A 23,379-nucleotide genomic window follows, 5' to 3' on the forward strand; every position below is an offset into this window, starting at 1 on the left:
CATGACCATCCGAATTCCTTCCAAAACAATAAGTCAGTTTTTGGCTTTACTATGCTTTTTTCTGATTTCTATAGTTCAACCTCTATTCGGTCAGAAAGAAGTAGCTACTCAAGTAGTCACTCACGGGCAATTGAGCATTCCAATGTATTCAACCCAACAAGCCATATCGAGCAGCACGATGTGCTCTCAACGAACGATGACGGCCAACCATGCTCGAGTGCGTTTTAGCATGGGAGCAGAGGAATACAACTATGGTACGAATGCTTTTACGAGTAATGTGACCTTTACCTTAACAGGGTTGGATGCGGGCAACATGCCTGTGTTTACCAAGACACAAAGTTTGTCGATCAATCAGGGCAAGCCAGAAATGGTATTTGTGCATGATTATTCTTCGAGTTATCCAGTTGTCACCAACCTGCAGTTGCAGGTGAACAGTTATGTGGCTCCGGGAATCGGGCAAAACGACATACAGTTGGAGTTGACTACCTACGAAGAGTACACGGTAGATGTGAGTTCAGAGACAGTTAGCTTGGTTGCTGTTAATGGGAACAGCAACCCGGTTACCTTTAGTTGGAACCCAAGTTGTGGAGACATTCCAGGTTATGAGTTCCAGCTGCAACGCCTGTACAATAAGGATGAGAACTACACCAGTGAGACCGATATTATGGCCTATGTAGACTGGAGTACAGCTTTGAGTTTATGGACAGAAAGTAGTGAAACCAGTATCACTTTAACTTTAAGTGAGGGTACCGGCTTTTACCTGTGGCGGGTACGTCCAATAGGAGATAGCTATGATCGCGGAATAAATGACGAACGCAACTGGGGCAGTTGGAGTACCCACCATACCAGTGGCACGATGAACTTTAATACGGGTAGTATGACCAACGATGTGTTTTACTACACCCAATTTGATGAGGATAAAAATTGGATTCATAGCCGAAATTTTTCAGAGAACCTAAAGGCAGCTGAACAGATGACCTATGCCAATGGCCTAAGGAACGTTCGGCAACAACAGGCCCAGGTAAAGAGCAAAAACAAGGTGATGGTAAACCAGTCCTTGCAGGATTATACAGGTCGTAATGCCTTTAATACCTTAGGCGTTCCTGTAGATCAGAACTACTTTTCTTACCGGGATACTTTGATCCAACAAGGAAGTAATGAGTTGTATACCGTAGATCATTTTGATGCCGATGGTAACTATAAGAATCCTCTGACGGTAGATCATGGAGCGATCCAGGATTATTATTCCAACGAGAACCCAGATCTACAGATTCCCAATGCTGAAGGATATCCCTACTCACGTAGTGTTTTTTATACCGATGTGGCCAGTCGGGTTAAAGAAACGGGTAACCCAGGTTCCACCCATCGCTTGGTCGACCAACCCGGAGTTGTCTCTCGTACGAGTAAAATGGCCTTTGCTTCAGTAGAAGACATTGAGCTGGTAAGAATATTTGGAGATGAAGCCCCAGCGGCTTCTTCGGTGATCAAGTCAATTTCGGTTGATCCGAATAAAACTCCGACAATAACTTATCAGAACAAACAAGGAAATACCATTGCCACCTGTTTATCAGTAACCAGTGCGGATGACCACATGCAGTCTTTGCCTTCGGAGGTAGATGCAGGCTTTACGGTGAATGGAAAGATCGACAGCAATGTACGGGTCAGTGAACACGAGCTAAAGGCAGTCAAGCGTTACTTTTTTACCGAAGCTACCAATATCACTATCGATTACACGATCACCCCTCAGGTTATTCAATCAAGTTGTGGTTTGTATTGTAGCAGCTGTGATTATTTGGTGGATTTGTATGTGTACGATCTGGAAGATACCAGTGCTACCAAACAATATACCCTGTGGATCCCACCGACGGATTGTGGGCAACAAACCAGTAGAGATACTACGATCCAAGTGACCCTGGACGCAGATAAAACTTATCTGATAGAACGTCGGATAAGAACGGCGAATATTGTCCCGGGAAGTGTGACCACAACCACCCCTCAAGGAATTACCTATCGCCAGTATCATCAAGACAGTTTGCGTAAACAATTGGTGTTAGACTATCAGTCGGATATCGATACCTTAATGAGCTATTTGGACAAGGCTGACCTGGATGGATTTTACAGCTACCTGACTACCCACCACAGCTACGATACCAGCGATACCGAAGTGACGATCGGAAGTTGTTTTAAGGTGGATATTCCCAAAGAAGAATGTGATACCCAGGCCTGTGGCTCGGGAACACCTGATTTTGAAGCTTTGTTGAGTCAGGTATGGCCTGATAAGTGGGAGGCAACGCCCAACCTAAACGGCTTTTTCCGTTGGGATGGATTTGCGACTTACCCAGCCAGTACGACCTATCCTGAAGGCAATGGAGCCTTTAATGCCTTGATCAGCAACATGATCAATGACGGGTATAGCTGTGAGAAGTTATGGCAATGTTGGTATCCCTTGGTGTTAAACTACAACGAGTTGGCTTATTTGGATACAGGCTTACAACGACCCAATAATGACTTTAACCTGTTACAGAGCTTTATCAAATGTGCAGCCGGAAGCAATGGCTTGCAGATGGTTGGCTACACTGGATCAGCGTATACCGGTGGCGGTAACAACGGCTACCTGGATCAGGCCCACAAGTACTTTTATTACGTATCGGGCAGCAATACCAATTGCGAGACACTTTATGATTTTGCTAACCGGGGAAGCTGGAGTACAGCCACCTGGAGTAGTTTTTATGAGTGTGTTTATGGCAGTAAAACTCAACTACAAGGTAACCGAGTTCAGTTACCCAAGGCCTGCAGTCAGGGCGGAACCTTAGATGAAGAATGCCTCAAGGCCTTTCGAGACAAAGCCGAAGAAGAGTGCCGCAGTGCTTGTTATGCCAAGCGGTATGGCTACATCGTATCGATTACTGATGAATATGTAGAGGCAGGTTACCGTAGAAACAACAGCTTAAAAAGAGTAGAGAACCCGAGTGATGTAAACGACTATGTAAGCTACAGTGAGATTGAATGTATGGCCGATAAGTTGGTGGCCCATTGTATGAACCACTGCGACCTATCCTTGGTGTATGACTACACCAATCCTCAAATCATAAGAGGGGTAGGGACAGAAAAACAGGCCAATGAAATGAAGGTGGCTATGACCCATGCTTATGAGGTCAGCGTACCGAGTTTAAATGGAGGTAGTTGTGGAGCCCAGTTTGAGACTGTCAACCGGATTAATGCGAACTTCTATGCCACCACCGACAAAACGTTACTACAGACCCTTAACTTTTTCTTTACCAGCCACAATAGCGATCTGTCAATTAATGACACGGTTATTATTCCGAATGATTTTTTTACCGACTACAACACCAATGGAGTGCTTAATGGCTATCCTTGTTTGTGGGATTTGAGTCCCGATACTTTGATTGCGACTAATTCTACCTTCAACTGGTGGATAGAAAGTACAGGATGTGATTTGGTACTACATTACCAGGTACCAGGTGGAACAGAACAGAGCAAGGTACTCTGTAGCGATGCTTGCAATTATACCTTTAACAACTGCATGAATCCGAGTAACCAGGCGTTGTTGGATTCACTAAACGCCGCCTTGGGAGCCAAGCGAATGGCCAATGCGAGCACTACCTTCAACTTCTACCTTCCAGGGGACCTGCCCCCAGGGGTTAGTTTACCCTGTCCGGTTAATGATACCATTGAAGTCTATACCGCCTTAGGAGGCTACTTTGAGATCGGTCCGGATGGAAACTTAAGGTATGCCTTTGTGGATGGTTATGGACAAAATCTGACTGATTCGATCTGTGATTTGAACTGCGATGCTTGTGACCAAGAGAACCACAAACGCCAGTTGGAAGCCTTCACCAAATCGGTTTTGTCATCCATGAACACAGCCGGTGATACACAAAGAACAGTGAGTATACCAGCCGACTTTGCCACCTACGGACTTAGTGGATATAGTTTACCTTGTAGCATCACCACCAATCTGACCTTCAAGAAAGGCTGCGATAACTACTTCAACATCGAGCCCAATGGAGCGATCACCTACTACCGGGTATGTGATAGCATCGTACAAGACTCAGTCCAACTATGCGACTCGATATGCACCATGACTGGATGTGAACCGATTTGTATCCGCTACTTCGAACCGATTATCACCGGAGATACCACCTATCCAGTAACCTGTGCAGAGCAAAGTGCCGATTACCTGAAAAAGATGATCATGCAGCAGATTGCTGAGCAAGTATCTTCCAAGGTAGACTCCATGGGCTTGGCTTATGATGAAAACTGCAGTAAGATATTGGATACTACCAATACAGTCTATGACTTGGGGTATCATCATTACACCTTGTATTATTATGATCGGGCTGGTAATACCATCAAAACAGTACCTCCAGCTGGGGTGGATGAAAGCTCTACAGATCGCAGTCAACATCCGAATCACACTATGGAGACTCGGTATTGGTATAATTCTATTGGTCAATTGAAAAGTAAAGAAACTCCAGATGAAGGTGGAACAAACATTTGGTATAATGACTACGGACAATTACGATTCTCTCAAAATGCTCAACAGCGAAATGACAGTACATACTCTTACACGAAATACGACAAACTAGGTAGAGAAATTGAATCAGGTCAAAGTAAAGATCCAACAGGCTTGTATCAGGATTTTATAGGCCAAGAAAACAACGCCGGTTATCCTTTAACAGGTACCGATAAACAATTCTTTTATTACTCTACTGCACATCCAACTATAACCTACCTAAATAGTGTGCTGCAAAAAAATGTTCAAAATGAAATTAGCTATTCAGTTGTAGATGATGATGGAGACTTGTTAACAACATCAGATCAACATACAACGATCTATAGCTACGACCTTCATGGCAATCTGGACTGGGTGGTTTCTGAAATACCCAATTTAGGAAAGAGTTACATCCGCTATGAAAATGACTTAATCACTGGATTAACCACCAAACGCTTATTCAATGAAGGTACGAAGGAGCAAATTATGCACCGTTACACCTATGATGCGGATAATCGGTTAGTTTCCACTGAAACTTCCGTTGATGGCGAGCTTTGGGAAAGAGAGGAGCAATTGGAGTACTTCAATCATGGTCCACTGAAGCGCTTGGTTATTGGTGATGATAACGTGCAGGGACTGGATTACACTTATAACTTAATTGGGTTAATTAAGAGTATGAACCATTCGTCGCTTAAAATTGGTGACGATCCGGGAAATGATAACCAATCAGGAGGTGATCATGCCTCCGTAGCTCAAGATGCATTTGGTTTTGTTTTAAATTATTATTCCGGGGATTTTAATCGTCAATATCAAGGTAGTTCTTCTCCCTTTAATTCACCTTCAGGGTCTCTTGTTGGAACTGATATTTATAATGGGAATGCATCTACCTGTTCCTGGCAAACACAGGCAAGTGGAAGTGGTTTACCTTACGAAACAGAAATCGGATTTCAGTACAATTACGATGTCTTGAATCGGTTGGTGGCTACACAATTTCATGAATACGATACGGTGGACGAAAATTGGAATGCACAGAGTTCGTTCCATTCGAATTATTCCTATGATGCAAATGGAAATATAACTCATCTGTTACGACATGCTTATGATGGAACAATGTTAGATCCCATGGCCTATGAGTTTATGGATAATCTCGATTATTCCTACAAGTCAGGAACGAATCAACTTGATCACCTGACTGATCATTATCCGGCTGGGAACAGTTGGGATGACTTGGAATCGCAAAACCTTCAGAATTATGACTATGACCAAAGGGGTAACCTAATAAGCGATGCGTCCGAAGGTTTAGAAATCAATTGGACTCCTCGAGGAAAAGTACGAAAAGTGACTAAACAACGAGCGGGTATTCATCAAACGACTGAATATGGATATGACGCCAACGGTCATAGAGTATCAAAAAAGGTAATCGACCAATTGACTTCGCAATCAATAACCACTTACTATGTTAGAGATCCGTATGGCGACATCTTACGGACCTATGAGGATGACGGAGGAACCATTATGCAATCAGATCATGTACTCATCGGTGGAGGTAGAATCGGAATACTCGACTTGTCAGCGGTTCGAAATCTTAACTCTCTTTCTTTAGTAGATACTTTTGCCCGAAGATTGGGGAAACGCCGTTACGAATTGACTGATCATATAGGGAATATCAGAGCCGTAGTGGGTGATCAAAAATTGGTGACTCTTTCAGGAGGTCAACCATCGATAATGACAGCCGATCTATTGAGCTATCAAGACTATTATCCTTTTGGTATGAAAATGCCTGGCAGATCCTATTCTTCTCAAACGTACGATTATGGTTTCCAGGGCCAACTGAAGGAAGATGAGGCCTTAGGATCAGGTAACCTCTACAATGCTGATTTCTGGCAGTACGATTCTCGTATTGGTCGTAGATGGAATGTGGATCCTATTCTGGATGCTAACATAAGCTCTTACGCTGTGTTTAACGACAATCCAGTTGTCTTTATTGACCCCGAAGGACTTAGCCCATGCTTTGGAGGAGGAAAAAAAGGTAGGAAGCGCAGAGGTGGAGGAAGTAATTTTGGATGCGGTCGAGATAAGCCTAAGAACCAGAAATTCGGAAATCCACTTTGGAGAAGGAAGGTGGGAAGACGTAAAGGTTTCAAAAACCCACCACCTAAACGGAAACCTAATCATAGTATTTATATATCAATTGACTTAGAAAGTCCCGTGGCTGGACAGACAGGAGCGGATAAGTTGGCTTCTATGTATGGTGGACACGTTACAGTTTGGTCTGAAGGAGAAATGAACCATTATTACTTTAAAGATCCAGATTATAATTATGGGCCATTTGAGTATGTTGATGGTTTGTTTAGGCAATCAAAAACTCCTTTACCTGATTTTTTGATTACCAACGGTTCTACCGCCATATTTAGAGTGAAGGTTTCGCATAAAGAATTTTTGAGATTGCGGGATATTGTGAATGATTTAGAGGCAGATCCGAATGACGTACCCAAATATGGCCTATTGAGTAAACGATGTACTTCTTTTGCCTATTACATGATGCGTAAAGCTAGAATACGTGGAATTCGAACTAATTATATCCGCAGAAAAATAGCAACACTCAGTCCTCATCATTTCTATCGATTTATGAATAATCTATCTAAACATAGAAGAAAGGTTCATCTAGTTAAATTGGATATGACTGATACTCCTCCCGGGCCTCTTATTAATCAATCAAAGCTGATTTACGACGCCCCATAAAAATGAATACGAAAGGAATCGGAATTTAAAATCAACTCTATTATGCTTAATAACCAATTAACCAGATACCTACTATTGATGTGCTTAGCCCTGACCTATGGTTTGGACATATTTGCTCAACATGAAGTAGCGACCCAAGCAATAATGCACACTCAGCTGAGTATTCCGCTGTACAGTACCCAACAAGCGATATCGAGCAGCACGATGTGCTCTCAACGAACGATGACGGCCAACCATGCTCGAGTGCGTTTTAGCATGGGAGCAGAGGAATACAACTATGGTACGAATGCTTTTACGAGTAATGTGACCTTTACCTTAACAGGGTTGGATGCGGGCAACATGCCTGTGTTTACCAAGACACAAAGTTTGTCGATCAATCAGGGCAAGCCAGAAATGGTATTTGTGCATGATTATTCTTCGAGTTATCCAGTTGTCACCAACCTGCAGTTGCAGGTGAACAGTTATGTGGCTCCGGGAATCGGGCAAAACGACATACAGTTGGAGTTGACTACCTACGAAGAGTACACGGTAGATGTGAGTTCAGAGACAGTTAGCTTGGTTGCTGTTAATGGGAACAGCAACCCGGTTACCTTTAGTTGGAACCCAAGTTGTGGAGACATTCCAGGTTATGAGTTCCAGCTGCAACGCCTGTACAATAAGGATGAGAACTACACCAGTGAGACCGATATTATGGCCTATGTAGACTGGAGTACAGCTTTGAGTTTATGGACAGAAAGTAGTGAAACCAGTATCACTTTAACTTTAAGTGAGGGTACCGGCTTTTACCTGTGGCGGGTACGTCCAATAGGAGATAGCTATGATCGCGGAATAAATGACGAACGCAACTGGGGCAGTTGGAGTACCCACCATACCAGTGGCACGATGAACTTTAATACGGGTAGTATGACCAACGATGTGTTTTACTACACCCAATTTGATGAGGATAAAAATTGGATTCATAGCCGAAATTTTTCAGAGAACCTAAAGGCAGCTGAACAGATGACCTATGCCAATGGCCTAAGGAACGTTCGGCAACAACAGGCCCAGGTAAAGAGCAAAAACAAGGTGATGGTAAACCAGTCCTTGCAGGATTATACAGGTCGTAATGCCTTTAATACCTTAGGCGTTCCTGTAGATCAGAACTACTTTTCTTACCGGGATACTTTGATCCAACAAGGAAGTAATGAGTTGTATACCGTAGATCATTTTGATGCCGATGGTAACTATAAGAATCCTCTGACGGTAGATCATGGAGCGATCCAGGATTATTATTCCAATGAGAATCCAGATCTACAGATCCCTAATGCAGAAGGGTACCCCTACTCACGTAGTGTTTTTTATACCGATGCAGGAAGTCGGGTTAAAGAAACAGGTAACCCAGGTTCTACCCATCGTTTGGTGGACCAACCCGGAGTAGTTTCTCGTACGAGTAAAATGGCCTTTGCTTCAGTAGAAGACATTGAGCTGGTAAGAATATTTGGAGATGAAGCCCCAGCGGCTTCTTCGGTGATCAAGTCAATTTCGGTTGATCCGAATAAAACTCCGACAATAACTTATCAGAACAAACAAGGCAATACCATTGCCACCTGTTTATCAGTAACCAGTGCGGATGATCATATGCAATCTTTGCCTTCGGAGGTAGATGCTGGTTTTACGGTGAATGGAAAGATCGACAGCAACGTACGGATCAGTGACCACGAACTAAAGGCGGTCAAGCGTTACTTTTTTACCGAAGCTACCAATATCACTATCGATTACACGATCACCCCTCAGGTTATTCAATCAAGTTGTGGTTTGTATTGTAGCAGCTGTGATTATTTGGTGGATTTGTATGTGTACGATCTGGAAGATACCAGTGCTACCAAACAATATACCCTATGGATCCCACCGACTAATTGTGGGCAACAGACCAGCAGAGATACCACCATCCAGGTGACCCTGGAAGCGGATAAAACTTACCTGATAGAACGTCGGATAAGAACGGCGAGTATTGTCCCGGGAAGTGTGACCACAACCACCCCTCAAGGAATTACCTATCGCCAGTATCATCAAGACAGTTTGCGTAAACAATTGGTGTTAGACTATCAGTCGGATATCGATACCTTAATGAGCTATTTGGACAAGGCTGACCTGGATGGATTTTACAGCTACCTGACTACCCACCACAGCTACGATACCAGCGATACCGAAGTGACGATCGGAAGTTGTTTTAAAGTGGATATTCCCAAAGAAGAATGTGATACCCAGGCCTGTGGCTCGGGAACACCTGACTTTGAAGCTTTGTTGAGTCAGGTATGGCCTGATAAGTGGGAGGCAACGCCCAACCTAAACGGCTTTTTCCGTTGGGATGGATTTGCGACTTACCCAGCCAGTACGACCTATCCTGAAGGCAATGGAGCCTTTAATGCCTTGATCAGCAACATGATCAATGACGGGTATAGCTGTGAGAAGTTATGGCAATGTTGGTATCCCTTGGTGTTAAACTACAACGAGTTGGCTTATTTGGATACAGGCTTACAACGACCCAATAATGACTTTAACCTGTTACAGAGCTTTATCAAATGTGCAGCCGGAAGCAATGGCTTGCAGATGGTTGGCTACACTGGATCAGCGTATACCGGTGGCGGTAACAACGGCTACCTGGATCAGGCCCACAAGTACTTTTATTACGTATCGGGCAGCAATACCAATTGCGAGACACTTTATGATTTTGCTAACCGGGGAAGCTGGAGTACAGCCACCTGGAGTAGCTTTTATGAGTGTGTTTATGGTAGCAAGACTCAACTACAAGGTAACCGAGTTCAGTTACCCAAGGCCTGCAGTCAGGGCGGAACCTTAGATGAAGAATGCCTCAAGGCCTTTCGAGACAAAGCCGAAGAAGAGTGCCGCAGTGCTTGTTATGCCAAGCGGTATGGCTACATCGTATCGATTACTGATGAATATGTAGAGGCAGGTTACCGTAGAAACAACAGCTTAAAAAGGGTAGAGAACCCGAGTGATGTAAACGACTATGTAAGCTACAGTGAGATTGAATGTATGGCCGATAAGTTGGTGGCCCATTGTATGAACCACTGCGACCTATCCTTGGTGTATGACTACACCAATCCTCAAATCATAAGAGGGGTAGGGACAGAAAAACAGGCCAATGAAATGAAGGTGGCTATGACCCATGCTTATGAGGTCAGTGTACCGAGTTTAAATGGAGGTAGTTGTGGAGCCCAGTTTGAGACTGTCAACCGGATTAATGCGAACTTCTATGCCACCACTGACGAAACGTTACTTCAGACCCTTAACTTTTTCTTTACCAGCCACAATAGCGATCTGCCAATTAATGACACGGTTATTATTCCGAATGATTTTTTTACCGACTACAACACCAATGGAGTGCTTAATGGTTACCCTTGTTTGTGGGAGTTGAGTGCAGATACTTTGATTGCGACTAATTCTACCTTCAACTGGTGGATAGAAAGTACAGGATGTGATTTGGTACTCCATTACCAGGTACCAGGTGGAACAGAACAGAGCAAGGTACTCTGTAGCGATGCTTGCAATTATACCTTTAACAACTGCATGAACCCAGCGAACCAGGCTTTGTTGGATTCACTGAACGCAGCCTTAGGGGCCAAGCGAATGGCCAATGCGAGCACTACCTTCAACTTCTACCTTCCAGGGGATTTACCCCCAGGGGTTAGTTTACCCTGTCCGGTTAATGATACCATTGAAGTCTATACCGCCTTAGGAGGCTACTTTGAGATCGGTCCGGATGGAAACTTAAGGTATGCCTTTGTGGATGGTTATGGACAAAATCTGACTGATTCGATCTGTGATTTGAACTGCGATGCTTGTGACCAAGAGAACCACAAACGCCAGTTGGAAGCCTTCACCAAATCGGTTTTGTCATCCATGAACACAGCCGGTGATACACAAAGAACAGTGAGTATACCAGCCGACTTTGCCACCTACGGACTTAGTGGATACAGTTTACCTTGTAGCATCACCACCAATTTGACTTTCAAGAAAGGGTGCGAGAACTACTTCAACATCGAGCCCAATGGAGCGATTACCTACTACAGGGTATGTGATAGCATTATACAAGACTCAGTCCCATTATGTGACTCAGTTTGTACGATGACCGGATGCGAACCAATTTGTATTAGATACTTCGAACCCATCATCACCGGAGATACCACCTATCCAGTAACCTGCGCCGAGCAGAGTGCTGATTATCTCAAGAAGATGATCATGCAGCAGATTGCTGAACAAGTATCTTCCAAGGTAGACTCCATGGGCTTGGCTTATGATGAAAACTGCAGTAAGATATTGGATACTACCAATACAGTCTATGATTTGGGCTATCATCATTACACCTTGTATTATTATGATCGGGCTGGTAATACCATCAAAACAGTACCTCCAGCTGGGGTGGATGAAAGCTCTACAGATCGCAGTCAACATCCGAATCACACTATGGAGACTCGGTATTGGTATAATTCTCTTAAACAGATAATAAAAAGAAGTACACCAGATGAAGGAGAAATGATTTTTTGGTACGATGAAAATGGGCAAATTCGTATTTCGCAAAATGCCCAACAAGTATCTGATAACCGCTATTCCTATTATAAGTATGACAAATTAGGACGAATAACTGAAATGGGTGTAAGTGACGAAAGCATAAATAACTTTTTTGATCAATTAAACAACCAGAATTTTCCAGGAACTGGTTGGGAAAAAGTTGCCACGGTGTATTCGAGTCCATCGGCGGTCAGCTATATTGATGGGAGCGTTCAGAGAAACCTACAAAATCGCATCAGTTATAGATTATCTGATACAGATGGGGATCTTGGTACTACTTCAGACCAAGTCAAAACAGTTTATAGCTATGATCAACACGGTCAGGTAGAGTGGTTAGTTCAGAACGTTCCAGGATTAGGGGAAAACTATTTGCGCTATGAATTTGAACTGCTGACAGGTAACGTGCTACAAGTCTATTATAATGAAAATACCGATGAACAATTAATACATCAATACTCCTATGATAATGACAATAGGCTTAGTCAAATGGAAACAAGTGAAGGTGGGCTGATTTGGGAACGTGATGGCGAATATGAATATTTTGATCATGGACCTCTTAAAAGAAATGTAATTGGAGATGATCAGATTCAAGGACTTGATTTTACCTATACGCTTCATGGTTGGTTAAAAGGTATAAATCATAGTAGTCTTAATAATAGTAAAGATCCTGGTCATGATGGTCAATTAGGATCAATAAATGAAAACGTGGGAACGGACGTTTTTGGGGCCATTTTTGGATACTATGAAGGAGACTATCAACGAAGTTATTTGGGAGTAAATTCAGATTTTAATAATCACCAGACAGGTGGACACAAAATCGGGAAAAGCTATTACAATGGAAACATTTCAACTGTTTTATCTCAATCTACATCTATGGCTGGATTACAATACCAACGTCAAGCAGGATTTACTTATAACTATGACGTATTAAATAGACTTAAAGAGGCTGATTTTCATTCAGAGTTGGGTGGAAATTGGACAGATGAGCAAGACTATGGTTCAGAGTATGAATATGACGCAAACAGTAATTTAATATCATTGAATAGAGATGCTTACGATGGAACGTCCGTTGATCCCTTAGCTGTGAGGGAAATGGATCGGTTAAACTATCATTATATTCCTGGAACGAATCGTTTAGAATGGATAATGGATGCAGCTGCTCCAGGTAATGCCTGGAATGATGTTGAATCCCAAAATCCAATGAATTACGAATATGATGCCCAGGCAAACCTTACAAGCGATGCGTCTGAGGGATTAACGGTTAGTTGGTATGCCAATGGAAAAGTAAAAGAGATACATAAGCAACTTCCTTTGCAGAATATAAATCAAAAGGTGGAATATTTGTACGATGCAGCGGGATTTCGGGTCTCGAAGACAGTAAGAGATCTAAACTTAAATATAGTTGAAACTACTTTTTACTCCAAGGATGCAAGTGGGAATGTGATGGCAATCTATAAAAAGGATAATTCAAATAACTTGAAGATAATTGATCAATATCTATATGGCAACGGAAGAATTGGACAATTGAAAAGGAATGAGATCAGAAATACCAACGTTGTTTCTCTTCAGGATACTGTTGGTCGAATTTTAGATAAAAAGCTTTATGAATGTAATGACCAAGCCGGTAACGTTCGAGTGACCTTTTCAGACGTGAAGAATTCAACGCTTACTTCGGGCATACCTTCAAGCTTTACAGCCCAAGTTCAAACTAAAATTGATTATTATGCCTATGGAATGAGCATGCCTGGTAAATTGGGTAATTCAACCAATTATCGTTATGGCTTTCAGGGCCAAGAACGCGATGATGAAATTTCTGGGAACGGAAATTCTTATTCCGCCGAGTTCTGGCAATATGACCCTCGAATCGCTAGAAGATGGAACACCGACCCCATTGTGAAACCGTATGAGTCTCCATTTGCGGTTTTTGCGAGTAGTCCCATTTGGGTAATTGACCCAAATGGAGATGATTCTCTTGTTGTTCATGGAGCTAATAATACATCTACTACTTATTCATGGGGAACTGGTACTAAAGGTTATTCCTACAACCTTTCAGATTTTGGTATAGAAAAGGAGTTGGATAATCAAACCTATAATGTAGGAGACTTGGCACCTGACGTCATTGGGTTGGATATTAAGGTTAGTGCTGAAGTGGCAATAGCCAGCGGAGAGGCTGGAGTCAATTTTCTCTGGCACCCAGCCTATTTCGAAGAGGAGGGTTACGATCCAGAAATTCATGTTTACTATGGCGGTGCCGTAACATTAGGATTCACGGACCTTGTAAAAGGTATAAATGCTAATGCCACGTTCTCGTTTCTCTGGGGGTATGCGAAAGATGAAAATGGAGATCTTATACGCCATAAAGAAGGTGGGAAAGAATGGATTATGGATGGAGGAAATTGGACTGGAAATTTCTACAACCAAAGCGTTTCAGTTAATTTGGCTTCTTTCACCGGCTCAATTGGTAGATTTTCTGGAGTTCCCTTAAACGAAAAACCTTCTGGATATTATTGGAGTGGTTATAGTATTGGAGTAGGTAAGTCACTTCTTCCTTCAACCTCTCCGTTAAAGGGAATGGATGTAGCCGGACTTTCCTTGAAAAATCTTTCTTTCGGAAGTCTTTTTAAGAATGTTTCAGGAACTGCATTGAATATGCAACGTTACTACATGATCTACGGAAATGGAGGGGAAGGATGGTACGAAGGTTGGGACTGGTTTTATGTTAAAGAAGGAAACTAGGCAAGATGGGTAGGAAGTTCCTGTATTCGGCAGTCATAATGTTTGTTGCATTTATTCTTGTTGGAATTGTATCAAGAGAGATAATTAATGGATGTCGGCCTCAAAGAGTTATTGTGAACGATACGTTTGCCCATCAATTATCTGGTGTGGTAAGTTTTTCTTCGGTATTTCATGATAATAAGATGAGAGGGCATTTTATTAAGTTATTCTCTGACTCAATACACATTTTTAAGTTGAATCAAAATACGAATGCTGAGGAAAAAAGAGGATTGTTTAATCCAGATCTGATTCTATTTTTAAATGTTGGAGATTCGGTATACAAAGAGAAAAATGATACCCAACTTTGCGTCTACAGAAATGATTCCTTAGAAAGGATTTATTTAATTGATCATTGATTTTAGTAAATGTCCAAAATGTTTTCTTTCCTTCTAATTAAGATGAAACCGCTGGCAATGGGCAATTGAAAACCAAGTTTTCAATTACCTATTGACGCAGCTACCCAACCACTTTCAAACCCACATCTACCGAATTCAAAGCCCTTATTGTGCAAGGGATAGAAAATGCGGAGATTAGTACCTGTAAACGCAACACCATCCGGTTCGCAAACGGCCGACAGGCCTATGAGAGTGCGGGCAGGTTTGAGTGATTAGAGGTTTATTAGTTAATTAGGTGAAACCCGCCAGGGCAGGTCATGATGGTCCTGATCCAAAACCGCGAAAATCATGGCCTGCGGACGGGTTTTTTAAACTGAAAAAGTATCGTTGTACTAACCAAGTTCCTGTCGATCAACGGTCTTTAGGAAGAGGTCTCCACTAACCAAAAGCCCTCGGCACAACCAACGAGGCCTTAGACTTATGAGAGAGAACTGGGAACGAAGAACGAAAGTCATGTGATAACAACCGTTCTTCGTCCTGAGTTCTATCTTTTTCCCCTTTGACGTATATTTACATTCTAAACCAACCTTTTAGACAATGAATCAACCTATTCCTTCGGAAGAAATTTTGAATAAAATCCACGAATTCCGCAGTCAGAAAGTGATGTTAGATTTTGATTTGGCTGGACTTTATGCGGTTCCTACCAAGAGAATCAACGAACAGGTCAAACGGAATCCCAATCGGTTTCCCGAAGATTTTATGTTTCAGTTAAACGAAAATGAGTGGGAAAACTTGAAGTCGCAAAATGCGACCCCAAGTTGGGGAGGCAGGCGCACCTTACCTTACGCTTTTACCGAACATGGAGTTTTGATGCTTTCAAGTGTTTTAAAAAGTGATCGAGCGGTAGAAGTCAATATCCATATCATGAGGGTGTATACCCAAATGCGAAAAATGCTGTTTGAGCACCAAGAGCTCTGGAATCGGATTGGCAACTTGGAGGAGCAGGTCGGAAATCAAGGAGAAAGTATGGAAATGGTTTTGGCCTACTTACAGCGCTTTATTCAGGAAGAAACAAAACCTCGAAAGTCTATTGGTTTTAAACGCAAGGATCAGAAAGAATAGGGTAGGGGAAAAAGCTAATTAAAGGTTCTTAGGACCTTTTTTCCACGTGTTCTTTCTTTACCACGGCCATTGTAATTCTTGAAATACAAACCAGTTTCCCCTCTTCATTGGTGATGCGTATTTCCCAAATCTGTGTGGTACGACCTTGGTGAATAGGAGTGGCTTTTCCATAAACAAAGCCTGACGTTCCAGGACGTACATGATTGGCATTAATTTCCAAGCCTACTGTATAGAATTTATCGCGATCTACGCTCAAGTATGCACCAATGCTTCCAAGGGATTCGGCCAGGGTTACTGATGCTCCACCGTGAAGAATTCGAGCGGGCTGCACGGTACGGTGATCCACAGGCATTTTGCCAATCAGGTAGTCATCACCCAATTCGGTAATCTCAATGCCAATATGGTCCAGCATAGTGCCTTGGCTCATGGTCTTGATACTTTCCAAAGTGGGATTTCCGGTCCAAATGCTCATAACTCGAAAATTAAATATGTGGTTCTAATCCCCAGGTAACTTTGTTGTAAATCGAATCCATTAAGAATTCCAACCTTTTCAGCTCTTCTGGAGCATCCATTACATTAACCACGGATTTGCCCTTTTTGCCTTTGTAAACCGTAATAATGGTTTCAGGTAGGTCCTTCACACCTGGATCATAGCGATCTTCCATTTTGTGAAATCCCATTTTTTTGGCCTCATCCAGGATGAATTCGGCTTGATCTGAGTTGCAATCCAGGCAGGTGTAGGTTCCTCTGCGCTCAATATTGGCCACCCCTTTAAAGGTGGCAGTTCCGTTGTTGTAAACGGTCAATTTATAAACCGGACAACGACCAAAACATGGCGTTTTTTCTAAGGAAAAAGCAGGCTGGGGATCACCGGATTTGGAAAGGGAAGAGCAGCCAGTGAGCAAAGCCACGAGCAGAAAAATGCCCAATCCCCATCGGATTCCAGTTATACCCATTTTACTTCTTCTTTTTTCCAGCGCCGCGTTCTTTTTGAATTTCAGCAGCTTTTTCCAACTGAGCTTGGAAACGTGATTTCTTCTTCGGTTTCTTTTTGTTTTCCTGAACCTGAGCGTGGATAGCATCCTCGTTGACCAGAAACTTACGGAACACAAAGTTTTGACCAATGGAAGTCAAGTTAGCGCACAAGTAGTAGTAGCTCAATCCAGCGGCGTATTCGTTAAACCAAACGAGAAGCATCACTGGCATGAAATACATCATGATTTTCATCTGCTGAGCCTGCATTTCACCACCTGCACCCATAGCCCCGAGCTCATGTTGCTTCGAGTGTAGAAGAATAGCGAGAAGGCCATCAACACGGTAAACAAACTCACGTGGTTACCATAGAAACGGCTTACCAATGGAATTTCAGCGTCCCAGGTAAAAATAGCGTCGTAGGTAGATAAATCTGTTGCCCAAAGGAATGGCTCACCGCGCAACTCGATAGAGGAGGGGAAGAGCATAAATAGGGCATATAGAATCGGCATTTGAAGCAACATCGGGAAGCAACCCGCCATAGGATTTACTCCAGCCTTACGGTAGAGTCCCATCACCTCTTGCTGTTTTTTCATAGGATCTGCATCCTTGAACTTCTGATTGATCTCTTCGATCTCCGGCTTCAATACCCGCATTTTAGCTCCAGAGAGGTAACTCTTATAGGTAAGCGGAGAGAGAATCAATTTGATCATCAAGGTGAGCAACAGGATGATGATACCATAGGAGATATCGAGCTTGGTAAGCATGGTGAATATCGGAATGATAAACCACTGGCTCACCCAACGGAAAAGCCCCCATCCCAAATCCAGAATACCATCCAAGTCACGCTGACGCAATTCGTAGTATTGGTTAGGTCCCAGGTACATTTTATATCCCGCAGAGTTGTTGCTGCGATCGATCGGCATGTCTACGCTTACGATCATGTCTTTGATATAACCACTCTCCGCAGTCGCTTCTTTGGTCTCCAAGTAATTTCCGTTACCCAAGAAAGGCTGATTTCCGATCAAGGCCAAGGAGAAGAACTGCTGTTTGTAGGCAATCCAATCCAGGTTGTCTTCTAAATCTTCTCTTCCAGGGGAACGCTCATTGATGTAATCTTTTCCGTCATCAACTGGCTTGTAGAACAAAGAAGTACGGTTGTTTTCGTTGGAAAATCCTTTTTCGTGAGCCGGTGTTTTAATCTGCCAATAAAGAGCCACACGATCTTGGTTGTCCATCACCAAGTCATCCAATCCAACAAAGTTTACCTGAAATCCAGCATCGTAGCTGTTACCTTCCAGCGTATAGACATACTCAATGTACTGAGAAGGATTGTTGGAATAGAGTTTAAGTGAAAGCTTTCCGGTTTGATCACCATCCACTTTTACATCGGCCACCTCTCCTTTAAAGAAGAAGTCTTCGGTTTTCAATACCCGATTCTGGCTTTTGAACTGGAGGTAGAAGCGAGACGAATCTTGATCCAATAAGTAAATGGAGGAAGATGAGTCGTACTTCATGTACTCTTTCAAACGAATCGAAACTGGGCGACCACCCAAGTTGGAGATTTTCATCTCTACCTTTTCGTTTTCCAGGGTATAATAATCTACCGCTCCGGTAGAAGCATTGGAAAAGCGACCAAATTTCTGAAGCTGTTCTGCATTTTTCAACGAGTCAGCCACGCCTTGAGCGGAATCGCTCATTGCCATTACTGGAGCATCGTTACGCTCAGCCATGGCAATTGAATCCATACGTGCTTGAGCTTCGGCTTGCTCTTTTTCGATTTGAGCAATGCTGTCGTGGGCGCGTTGTGCCGCAATTCTTTCCTCAGCAGATGGCGTATTCCACCAAGTCCAGCCCACTAAAATTACCCCGATAAGCAAAAAGCCTATCAGGCTGTTTTTATCCATCTTCTGCGCCATTCTTTCTTCTTAGAATTAGTTTTTCAAATTGTGGTGTTTCAATGCCGCCCCAATGAAGGATACAAAGAGGGGATGTGGGTTCACCACAGTACTGCGGTATTCAGGGTGAAACTGAGTTCCGATGAACCAAGGGTGTTCTGGAATTTCAACAATTTCTACCAATCCTTTTTCCGGATTTTTACCACTGGCAATCATGCCGCTTTTTTCGAATTCTTCCATGTACTTGTTGTTGAATTCGTAGCGGTGGCGGTGCCTTTCGTTAATTTCTTTTTCCTGATATACGTTAAAGGCGATAGTATCCTCAATGAGTTCGCAGGCATAGGAACCCAATCGCATGGTACCACCTTTATCTTCAACGTCTCGTTGCTCCTCCATCAGGTAGATAACCGGATCGGGAGTGTTTTCGTTAATCTCCGTTGTATTAGCCTCTTCATGGCCCAACACATTACGGGCGTATTCGATTACCGCACATTGCATTCCGAGGCAAATTCCGAAAAACGGAATGTTGTTTTCACGGGCAAATTTTACGGTCGATATCTTTCCTTCAATTCCTCGTTCACCAAATCCTGGAGCTACCAGAATACCGTCCAAATGCTTCAACTGTTCCTTAGCGGTTCGATCGTTAATGCTTTCAGAATGAATGAGTTCAACTTTTACCTTGCACTCATTTTGCGAACCGGCATGAATAAATCCTTCGAGGATAGATTTGTAGGAATCTTTAAGCTCAACATACTTTCCAATCAATCCTACAGTAACCTTACTTTTTGGATACTTGATTCGGTTTAGGAAGGTGATCCATTTGTCCAAATTCGGCTCAGGAGCATCTTCAATCTGGAATTTAGCCAGAACCACTTCATCCAATTGCTCTTCCTTCATCAAGAGGGGAACCTCATAAATAGTAGAGGCGTCAATCGACTGTACCACCGCATTGCGAGTTACATTACAGAACTGAGCAATTTTATTCTTGATGCCTTCGCCCAATTCATGAGACGTACGGGCTACAATAATTTCAGGTTGAACTCCCTGGCTTTGCAAGGTTTTAACCGAGTGCTGAGTCGGCTTGGTTTTAAGCTCACCAGATGCTTCCAAAAATGGAATCAAAGTCAGGTGAATAACCAAGGCACGGTGACCTAATTCCAATTTCAACTGACGAACGGCTTCCACATAGGGGAGAGATTCGATATCACCTACCGTTCCACCAATTTCAGTAATGACAAAGTCAAACTTGCCAGTACGTCCAAGGGTACGAATAGATTCTTGAATTTCATCGGTGATGTGAGGAATAACCTGAACCGTTTTTCCCAGGTAGTCTCCGCGACGCTCACGTTGAATAACACGCTGATAAATGCGTCCAGTTGTCACGTTGTTGGACTGAGACGTTGCTGCGTTCAAGAAGCGTTCGTAGTGTCCTAAGTCCAGATCCGTTTCAGCCCCATCTTCGGTCACATAACACTCACCGTGTTCATACGGGTTTAGTGTACCAGGGTCTACATTGATGTAGGGATCGAGTTTTTGAATGGTTACGGAGTATCCTCGGGCCTGAAGTAACTTGGCCAGAGAAGCTGAGATGATTCCTTTTCCAAGAGAAGAAGTTACTCCACCCGTAACGAAAATATATTTGCAATTATCAGCCATTAATGAACTATTTCGTACGGGGTGCAAATGTAAACATTAAAGCATGGGGCGAATAGGAATACCGGGATATAATTCGGTTTTTTTTAACAGGATTTGGGTTCTTTTAATAAGCTCCCTTAACCCAGTCTATGTGCAAAGTTTTTTAGAGCACTCAGAGAAGCATCTTTATAGCTCTTGGTAAGTAGAATTTCTTTGCCATTCCTGAGCGTCAAAAATCCACCATCCGTTTTGTGCACTTCCTTCACTTCTTGCAAGTTTACCAGATTGGAGTGGTTGGGGCGAATAAAACCAAGCGGGGTTAAGGTTTGCTGCAAGGCCTTGAGCTTTCGGGAAACCACAATGGGCTTAGATTCACCAACGAGGTAGATTTCAGAATAAGACCCGTCTGCTTGGATATAGGAGATGTCTTCAAAGTCGATCAGACGCATTCCGGATCCCGTTGGTATGGATAATCGATTTTTTGACGGTTCATTATCCTTGAATGGCTTGGTCTTTTGGAGTTCGCTTCGGGCTCTGAGCAGCGCATCTCCCAATTCCATGGGATTAACCGGTTTTTCAAGGTAATCCAAGGCTCTGCTTCGAATGGCTTTAATGGCATAGTGATCAAATGCGGTAACAAAAATAACTTGGGTTTCACCCCGATCAAGTCGATTGATCAAATCAAATCCAGAGCCGTCTTGCATCTCTACATCTAGCAGGAGAATATCTGGAACTTCAGAACGAATCAACTGCAAACCCGATTCAACCGATTGGGCTTCGCCAACAATGGTTATCCAGGGATAGTGTTCTTCTATCAAAGATCGCAAGAGGGATCTTACTCGGGGTTCGTCGTCTATAAGGGCTAAGCTATACATCGGTATCGTCTTGAGGAAAAATTAAGGTTACACGGGTTCCACTGGGTTGTCCATTTTCAAAAAGGTCTTCCGTTTGGTAGGTGATTTTGGTCTTATTCTGATTGTTTAGCAATTCAATGCGTTGTTTAATGGATTGGGTGGCAAAGGATGGATGATCCCGATCTTGTTTTGAGCGAATGTCATGGGCTTTTTGCCTCCCCACACCATCGTCTTCAATGTGGCAGATCAAATTGGAATCAGCTACCTGAATGCGAATAGAGACTGAACCACCGGCAGGTATTTTGTTTAATAATCCGTGTTTGATGGCATTTTCGACCAAGGGCTGAAGTAGAAGGGGAGGGAGCGTGTATTGATCAAGGGGTACGTTTTCATCGGCCGCTATCGAATAGTTAAAGCGATCTTCAAACCTCAAGGCTTCGAGCGAAAGGTAGAGATCTAAGGTCTCCATTTCTTCCCGAACGCTCACCGTTTCTTTCTCCGATTGATTGAGTACCGATCGCATGAGTTTGGCAAAAATGGATATGTTGGTTACTGCAAACAGTTTGTCATTGTTGTACACGATATGCTGTATCGAGCTGAGGGCGTTGTACACAAAGTGCGGATTCATTTGAGAACGAAGAGCCTTTTGTTTCAAATCCACCTCTCGGTGTCGGGCCCGTTGCCTAATACGTTTCACTCCGGCATAGGCAATCCAAATTCCAAGTGCCAAGGAGAGCAATAAAACAATAATCCAGGCATTTCTACGAGCCAATTGTAAGTCCCTTAGCTCTGCCTTTTGGGAGAGTATTTCATTTTGTTGCTCTTGTTCGCGAACCTCGTATTGAATTTCCAAATCCCTCACCAGATCCAAACGCTCTTGATCGTAAACAATGGAGCAAATGGTATCAAACTTTTTGAAGTACTCCAATGCGGTTTTATAGTCGCCTAAGTCTTCATAAATGTTGATGTATTCGCTGTATAAATTCCATTTCCAATGATCGTCTGGAAATCTTTCTTGAATGGCCCAGGCTTGTTCGATGTAGTGTAAGGCAGAATCTGGTTGGTCCATCACTCTAAAATTGATGCTAATGCTGGCTAGGATTTGTCCCCTTTTCTCTGGGTGATTTTTGGCCGCTTTCAAGGCAAGCTGAAAGTAGAGATTTGAGGAATCTATGGCTCCAACATAGCGGTAACCTATCCCAAGGGATTGATGAATACTCGAACGTCCAAGATAGAAGGGGTGCTCGTCCAGATATTCAATGCCTTTATCATGATAGTATCTCGCCGAATCGATCATACTATGATGAGCGTAGAGCTGGGTAATGTTTTGCAAGCAGGGGTAGAGGTAAACCGTATCGTTCTTGCTGGCCAAAATTTCGTAGGCTCTTAACGTGTAATTCAATCCGCGTTCAAAATCCCTCATTTCCAGGTAACTTCTTCCCAACGATTGCAGGCACTTTCCTATTCCAATACTGTCCTGATTCGATTTATACAATTCAAGCGCATCGAAGATGATCTCGGACGAGCGATCAAATTCATTTTTTTCCGTGTAGCCCGACGCCACCAGCAGTTGTATTTCAGCTTTTCTACGGTAAATGAATCCGGATTCTACGGCCTGATTGTAGGCCTGCTGTAGCAAAGTGAGGGCCGTATCTGGTTGGTCATTAATTAGCCCATGTCCTAAAAGAACCAAATTTTCAATTCGCAAAGAATCGTTGGATATAGTATCCAATACCTGCATCAAACTATCGGGATTAGGTTTTGACGGAGGAAGGGCTTGGGCACTAACCTGATTAGGGCCAAGGAATAGCAGTATTGTAAGGCAGGTAAAAAGGGGCAGGCGTATCCTATTCCATAGGAAAGAGTAGCCATGAGTTGGCATGGTAAACATAAGTCACTCGATTTTGAAGTTTTATTGTAAGTGTTGTGAAGCGATCCTGATTGCTACAGGAAAAGAT

The 23,379-nt window shown here is 43.0% G+C and carries 10 protein-coding genes; 3 read left to right on the forward strand and 7 right to left on the reverse strand.

Features of this window, described 5'->3' with window-relative positions; genetic code table 11:
• Position 1 precedes the first annotated feature (1 nt).
• The 3 genes from KFE98_14420 to KFE98_14430 all read left to right on the forward strand — a co-directional run bounded on the left by KFE98_14420 (position 2) and on the right by KFE98_14430 (position 16,062).
• Positions 2-7,258: a hypothetical protein gene (locus KFE98_14420; GenBank protein ID UTW61202.1), complete on the forward strand. Its 7,257-nt coding sequence runs from the start codon at positions 2-4 to the stop codon at positions 7,256-7,258.
• 42 nt (positions 7,259-7,300) lie between these two features.
• Positions 7,301-14,566 carry a hypothetical protein gene (locus KFE98_14425; protein ID UTW61203.1) on the forward strand — a complete coding sequence of 2,422 codons (7,266 nt, stop codon included), beginning with the start codon at positions 7,301-7,303 and terminating at the stop codon, positions 14,564-14,566.
• A 971-nt stretch (positions 14,567-15,537) separates the two neighbouring features.
• The gene (locus tag KFE98_14430) at positions 15,538-16,062 is read left to right on the forward strand and encodes an ORF6N domain-containing protein (GenBank protein ID UTW61204.1); all 525 of its coding nucleotides are present in this window, start codon (positions 15,538-15,540) and stop codon (positions 16,060-16,062) included.
• Between the two features lie 28 nt (positions 16,063-16,090).
• On the opposite strand, the gene KFE98_14435 is transcribed toward KFE98_14430, so the two are convergent.
• The 7 genes from KFE98_14435 to KFE98_14465 all read right to left on the reverse strand — a co-directional run bounded on the left by KFE98_14435 (position 16,091) and on the right by KFE98_14465 (position 23,312).
• Positions 16,091-16,534, reverse strand: a complete 444-nt coding sequence (locus tag KFE98_14435) for a hotdog fold thioesterase (protein ID UTW61205.1) — start codon at positions 16,532-16,534, stop codon at positions 16,091-16,093.
• Positions 16,535-16,544: 10 nt separating this feature from the next.
• Positions 16,545-17,018, reverse strand: a complete 474-nt coding sequence (locus KFE98_14440) for a hypothetical protein (protein UTW61206.1) — start codon at positions 17,016-17,018, stop codon at positions 16,545-16,547.
• Between the two features lies 1 nt (position 17,019).
• Positions 17,020-17,280 (reverse strand): hypothetical protein, encoded by a 261-nt coding sequence (locus tag KFE98_14445; protein ID UTW61207.1) that lies wholly within the window; start codon positions 17,278-17,280, stop codon positions 17,020-17,022.
• A gap of 5 nt (positions 17,281-17,285) precedes the next feature.
• Positions 17,286-18,953: a membrane protein insertase YidC gene (gene yidC, locus KFE98_14450; GenBank protein ID UTW61208.1), complete on the reverse strand. Its 1,668-nt coding sequence runs from the start codon at positions 18,951-18,953 to the stop codon at positions 17,286-17,288.
• 15 nt (positions 18,954-18,968) lie between these two features.
• Positions 18,969-20,588 carry a CTP synthase gene (locus KFE98_14455; GenBank protein ID UTW61209.1) on the reverse strand — a complete coding sequence of 540 codons (1,620 nt, stop codon included), beginning with the start codon at positions 20,586-20,588 and terminating at the stop codon, positions 18,969-18,971.
• A gap of 116 nt (positions 20,589-20,704) precedes the next feature.
• Entirely contained in the window at positions 20,705-21,442 is a 738-nt protein-coding gene (locus KFE98_14460; protein ID UTW61210.1) for a response regulator transcription factor, read from the reverse strand.
• Entirely contained in the window at positions 21,435-23,312 is a 1,878-nt protein-coding gene (locus tag KFE98_14465; GenBank protein UTW61211.1) for a histidine kinase, read from the reverse strand. Before KFE98_14465 ends, KFE98_14460 begins: the two co-directional genes overlap by 8 nt.
• Positions 23,313-23,379: the final 67 nt, after the last annotated feature.

It is taken from the genome of bacterium SCSIO 12741 (assembly GCA_024398055.1).
Taxonomy (GTDB): domain Bacteria; phylum Bacteroidota; class Bacteroidia; order Flavobacteriales_G; family Salibacteraceae; genus SCSIO-12741.